This is a genomic window from Thiohalocapsa sp. (assembly GCF_019695415.1).
GTDB lineage: Bacteria > Pseudomonadota > Gammaproteobacteria > Chromatiales > Chromatiaceae > Thiohalocapsa.
This window is the reverse complement of record NZ_JAIFKJ010000383.1, coordinates 1-4,285: the sequence shown is the minus strand read 5'-3', so window position 1 is coordinate 4,285 and position 4,285 is coordinate 1. Positions and strand designations below refer to the sequence as shown.

General features: G+C 69.3%; 6 protein-coding genes. 4 read left to right on the top strand and 2 right to left on the bottom strand.

Annotated elements, in window-relative coordinates; all coding sequences use genetic code 11:
* Both I6U14_RS10960 and I6U14_RS10955 read right to left on the bottom strand, forming a co-directional pair.
* Nucleotides 1-795 carry an efflux RND transporter periplasmic adaptor subunit gene (locus tag I6U14_RS10960; RefSeq protein ID WP_296899270.1) on the bottom strand — a complete coding sequence of 265 codons (795 nt, stop codon included), beginning with the start codon at nucleotides 793-795 and terminating at the stop codon, nucleotides 1-3.
* Nucleotides 792-1,784, bottom strand: coding sequence for a hypothetical protein (locus I6U14_RS10955; RefSeq protein WP_296899269.1), 993 nt, complete (start codon nucleotides 1,782-1,784; stop codon nucleotides 792-794). Before I6U14_RS10955 ends, I6U14_RS10960 begins: the two co-directional genes overlap by 4 nt.
* A 366-nt stretch (nucleotides 1,785-2,150) precedes the next feature.
* Here I6U14_RS10955 and ybgC point away from each other — a divergent pair, with 366 nt between their 5' ends.
* The 4 genes from ybgC to tolA all read left to right on the top strand — a co-directional run.
* Entirely contained in the window at nucleotides 2,151-2,597 is a 447-nt protein-coding gene (gene ybgC / locus I6U14_RS10950) for a tol-pal system-associated acyl-CoA thioesterase (protein WP_296899271.1), read from the top strand.
* Entirely contained in the window at nucleotides 2,587-3,291 is a 705-nt protein-coding gene (gene tolQ, locus I6U14_RS10945; protein WP_296899268.1) for a protein TolQ, read from the top strand. The genes ybgC and tolQ overlap by 11 nt, the downstream gene beginning before the upstream one ends.
* Entirely contained in the window at nucleotides 3,288-3,743 is a 456-nt protein-coding gene (locus I6U14_RS10940) for an ExbD/TolR family protein (protein WP_296899267.1), read from the top strand. Before tolQ ends, I6U14_RS10940 begins: the two co-directional genes overlap by 4 nt.
* A 9-nt stretch (nucleotides 3,744-3,752) precedes the next feature.
* Nucleotides 3,753-4,285: cell envelope integrity protein TolA (gene tolA, locus I6U14_RS10935; protein ID WP_296899265.1), on the top strand; the 533-nt coding region annotated here is incomplete at its 3' end.

The following is a 4,285-nucleotide window of genomic DNA, read 5'->3' as shown; positions in this document are numbered from 1 at the left end:
TTAGGGCAGCACAACCTGCACGAACTCCGACGGCCGCAGGATCTCGTCCGGGCGGGCATCGAAAATGACGTCGAGCTCGTACACGGCGCCCTTGGGGTCGATGCGCACGGCCTCGACGCCGAGGCTGTAGACCTCCGCCGGGCGGCGCTCGCCTCGGACAATGACGCTCGCGGCTTGCCCTGGGCGATAGCGTCTGAGTATGTCAGAGGTCACCAGCGCCCGGGCGAGCATGCGGTCCGTGGGCGCGACGGCTACCAACGGAGCCTGCTGCAGGCTGGTGTAGATGACGGCGCCGTCGTAGGCGTTGCGCTCCACCACAATGCCGGCGAATGGGGCGCGCAGCTCAGTCCGCTCCAGCATCACCTCGGCGGCGGCAACAGCGGCGCGTTCGGACTCCTGCTCGGCGAGCGCGGCGGCCTGGCCGAGCTCGGCGTCCTTGAGCTCCTCCATGGCGATGAGGCCGCGGTCGAAGAGCTCTTGGGCGCGGTCCAGCTCGCGCTGGGCGTCTTCGACGGCCACCGCGCTGCGGGCGAGCCGGGCCTTGGCCTCCAGCAGCGTCGCCTTCGCCTCGCGCTGATCCATGCGCAGCAGCAGCTCGCCGGCTTCGACATGCTGGCCCATGGTCACCAGAACCTCGTCTACGACGCCGTTCGCTACTGCGCGCATCTCCACTCGGTCCACCCATTCCAACCGACCGCTCAGCTCTTGGACGGCGGCGGCGACGGTCGCTCCGATGCAGAGCAGGAGCGCGAGTGCAGCGCGCGCGCCCAGCTTGTTCGCGCCGCGGCCGCTCACGGTGTTTGCTCCGTGGTACCCGGGCTCGGTTCGGTGGCGGCGTCCGCGATGGGCTTGCCCTGTAGGGCGTCCAGCTGGGCCAGGGTCAGGCTGCGGCAAAGGTCGACGGCGATGCGGTCGCGGCGGGCCTTGGTCTGGCGGCCCATGGAGTAGCCCAGGTCGGCGGTTACTTCCATCTCGTACATCGTGCGGCTCTGGTCCAGTTTGAGGTCGCGCCAATCGGCCTCGACGCGGGCCTGCTCGGCGGCGACGCTCAGCAGCGCCAGGCGCTCCAGCAGTTCCATCGCCTGCTGGCGCACAGCCATGGCTACCAGGGAGTCCTGGGCGGGGTCTGTACCGCTGCGGAGCGCATTGATTCGCTGGTTTTCGGCGAGCGCCGCCTCTACCACCGCATCGAGTTCCGGCGGCGGGGTGTCCGGTGCCGGGGCTGTTGGCTCAACTAAATTCTTCGGCAGCGCTCCCGGGGTGCCAAGGGCCTGCGCCAGGAGCGAGCGGGTCACACGGCGGGCGGCATCGCTCGCAGCCCAGCGGCGGCGGACGTGCTGATAGGCCGCCTCCAGCTCCGCCACTGCCAGGGGCGAGTACTGGCCGAGCTCTTGGCGGTTCTCGGCCCGGTCGAATTGGATGTACGCAACCGCCATGGCCTCGTTGTCGCGCATATAGCTCAAGTCCGCGAGCAGCACATCGTAGAAGCGCTGCATGATTTCCAGCCGCTGTGCCGCCGCGGCGGGCACCGTCAGCGCCCAGGCGGCATCGCGCTCCGGATCGCCGGGCCGTGCGTTCTCGAAGGCGAGGCTGTGGCAGGCCAAGAACAGCGGCTGCCGCCGCGGCAGCAGGTCGTCTTCGGCAGCCAGCTGCACCCGCGGGTGCTCGTCGGCGAAGCTCAGGGCGTCGGCCAGCGTCAGCGGGTCCGGCGGCGACTTTGCCGAGGCGCCGGCGGCTGCGAGCAGCAGCGCGAGGGTCCATAGCCGCCGAAGATGACGGCGCATGGCCCGGCTGGGCCGGTCTGGATGCTGCATCGGAGGGATGTGGAGCGGCGGTGCTGGGGTGCGGTGTTTGGATCGGCTGCGAGAGGCCCCGCCCGCGATTCGCAGGCGTATTAAGCAGGCCGAGAATCTCAGCATCGCCAGCGGCGCTTTGCAAGCGCCTCAGCGGGCATGGCTTGCGGGCTGCTGGGTGCGCGACGCGGTACCTCCTTTCCGCCCAGGCCCCAGGCACAATGGCTGACCGCTCTTGTCCTTGTCGGGAAAACACCGTCTCCGCCTGCGCCGACCGGCATCCATTTCCGCCCGTCGCTGCCGGGGACGGTGCGTTGCGCTATCATGTCGGGGTTTTTTGGCGTCGACTTCCAACGCATGGCATTGGACCCAGGCGAGCTGCCCGAGGGCCGCCTCGGCGTACGGGTGTATTACGAGGACACCGACGCCGGCGGCGTTGTCTACCACGCCCGCTACCTGCACTTTATGGAGCGCGCTCGCACCGAATGGCTGCGTGGCCTGGGCTTCGAGCAGGATCGCGTGCGTGCCGAGCACGGGGTGCTGTTCGCTGTGCGCCGGATGGACATCGCTTTCCTGCACCCAGCCAGGTTTAACGACCTGCTGCGGGTGGACACAGTGATCACCGATCACGGCCGCGCGAGCCTGGACTTCGCGCAAACCGTGCTGCGCGAGGACGATGCCCAACCCTGCTGCCGGGCCACCGTCAATATCGCCTGCCTGGATGCCGAGCGCCTGCGCCCGGCGCGCATTCCCGAGGACATTATGACCGCTATTCTCCCGGAGGCTCACGCCCGTGGGCGCTGAATTGTCGCTGCTGGATCTGGTGCTCAACGCGAGCCTGATGGTGCAGCTGGTGCTGCTCATCCTGGTGCTCGCGTCCGTGCTCTCCTGGGCCGCCATCTTCGAGCGCTCCCGGGTGCTGAAGCGCGCCCGGGCTGCCGCCGACGACTTCGAGGGCCGCTTCTGGTCCGGCGGCGACCTGAGCGCCCTGTATCGCGACCTGGGCCAGGAGGAGAGCCGCGGCCTCACCGGCCTGGCGGCGATCTTCCGCAACGGCTTCCGCGAATACGCCCGGCTGCGTAAGAACGATCCCAACGACACCATGGCCGTCATCATGGGCGCCGAGCGCTCCATGCGCGTGGCCCTCAGCCGCGAGATGGACCGGTTGGAGAACAACCTGCCCTTCCTTGCCACTGTCGGATCGGTGAGCCCTTACATCGGCCTGTTCGGGACCGTCTGGGGCATCATGCACGCCTTCCATGCCCTAGGTAACGTCCAGCAGGCGACGCTGGCGTTGGTGGCGCCGGGCATCTCCGAGGCCCTGGTGGCGACGGCCATCGGGCTCTTCGCTGCCAGCCCGGCAGTGGTCGCCTACAACCGCTATTCCAACCAGGTAGAGCGGCTCAACAACCGCTACGAGGAATTCATGGAGGAGTTCTCCACCCTGCTGCAGCGCCAGGGCCGCGGCGCCATGAGCAGCGCGGGGCAAGCCGCATGAAGCGCAAGGAGCGCCGCGAGCGCCGCAAGCCCATGGCGGAGATCAACGTCGTCCCCTACATCGACGTGATGCTGGTGCTGCTGGTGATCTTCATGGTCACGGCGCCGCTCATCACCCAGGGCGTGAAGGTGGACCTGCCGCAGGCGGCCGCAGACCCACAGCTCGGTGACGGCGCGCTGCCGGTGGTCATCCATATCGACCAATTCGGCGACACCTATCTGGACCTGGGCGACAACGAGCTGCTGCCGGTGGACCAGCAACTGCTGTTCGAGCGCCTGGTAGGCGTGCTGGACGAGGCGCCGGCGACGCCGATCATGGTGCGCGCGGACCAGTCCATCGACTACGGCCTGGTGGTGGACGCCATGGTGGCGGCGCAGGCGGCGGGGGCACCGAGCGTGGGGCTGGTAACCCAGCCACCGCCGGGCATGGACGCCGCCCGCGGGCCGGGCTGATCGGGCGCCATGTGGCAGATCTGGACCCAGTATCCGAAGGCGTTCCTGTGGTCGCTCCTTCTGCACCTCACCCTTGCCGCCATGATGTTCTTCGGCATCGACTGGCTCGTGCGCAATCAAGAGCTGGGGGCCTTCGAGAACGCCATTCAGGCGCAGATGCGCCTGACGCCGGACATCGAGCGGCGGGTGGAGGCGCTGCGTGCCAGCGCCGCGCCGCCGCCGCCGGCCGAGCCGCCGTCTGTCTCCGAGCCGACGCCGCCCGAGGCACCTGAGCCCCCGGCCCCAGAGCGCAGCGCCGAAGTCGACCGCGAGGCCGCCATGGCGCGGGCTGTGGAGCTGGAGCGACAGCGGCAGGCCGAGCTGGAGCGGCAAGCGCTTGAGCGAGAGGCGGAGCAGGAACGCCAGCGCGAAGCGCAGCGCCAGGCGGAGCTGGAGCGCCAGGCGGAGCTGGAGCGCAAGCGCCAGGCCGAGGAGGAAGCCCGCCGCCGTGCCGAGGAAGACATCCGCCGCAAGGTCGCCGAGGAAGCGGCGCGCCGTGCGGA

Bases quoted from the DNA above. Each gene is read 5' to 3' on its own strand.
- I6U14_RS10940 (WP_296899267.1), top strand. From the start codon at position 3,288: ATGAAGCGCAAGGAGCGCCGCGAGCGCCGCAAGCCCATGGCGGAGATC.
- I6U14_RS10955 (WP_296899269.1), bottom strand. From the start codon at position 1,784: ATGCGCCGTCATCTTCGGCGGCTATGGACCCTCGCGCTGCTGCTCGCA.
- ybgC (WP_296899271.1), top strand. From the start codon at position 2,151: ATGGCATTGGACCCAGGCGAGCTGCCCGAGGGCCGCCTCGGCGTACGG.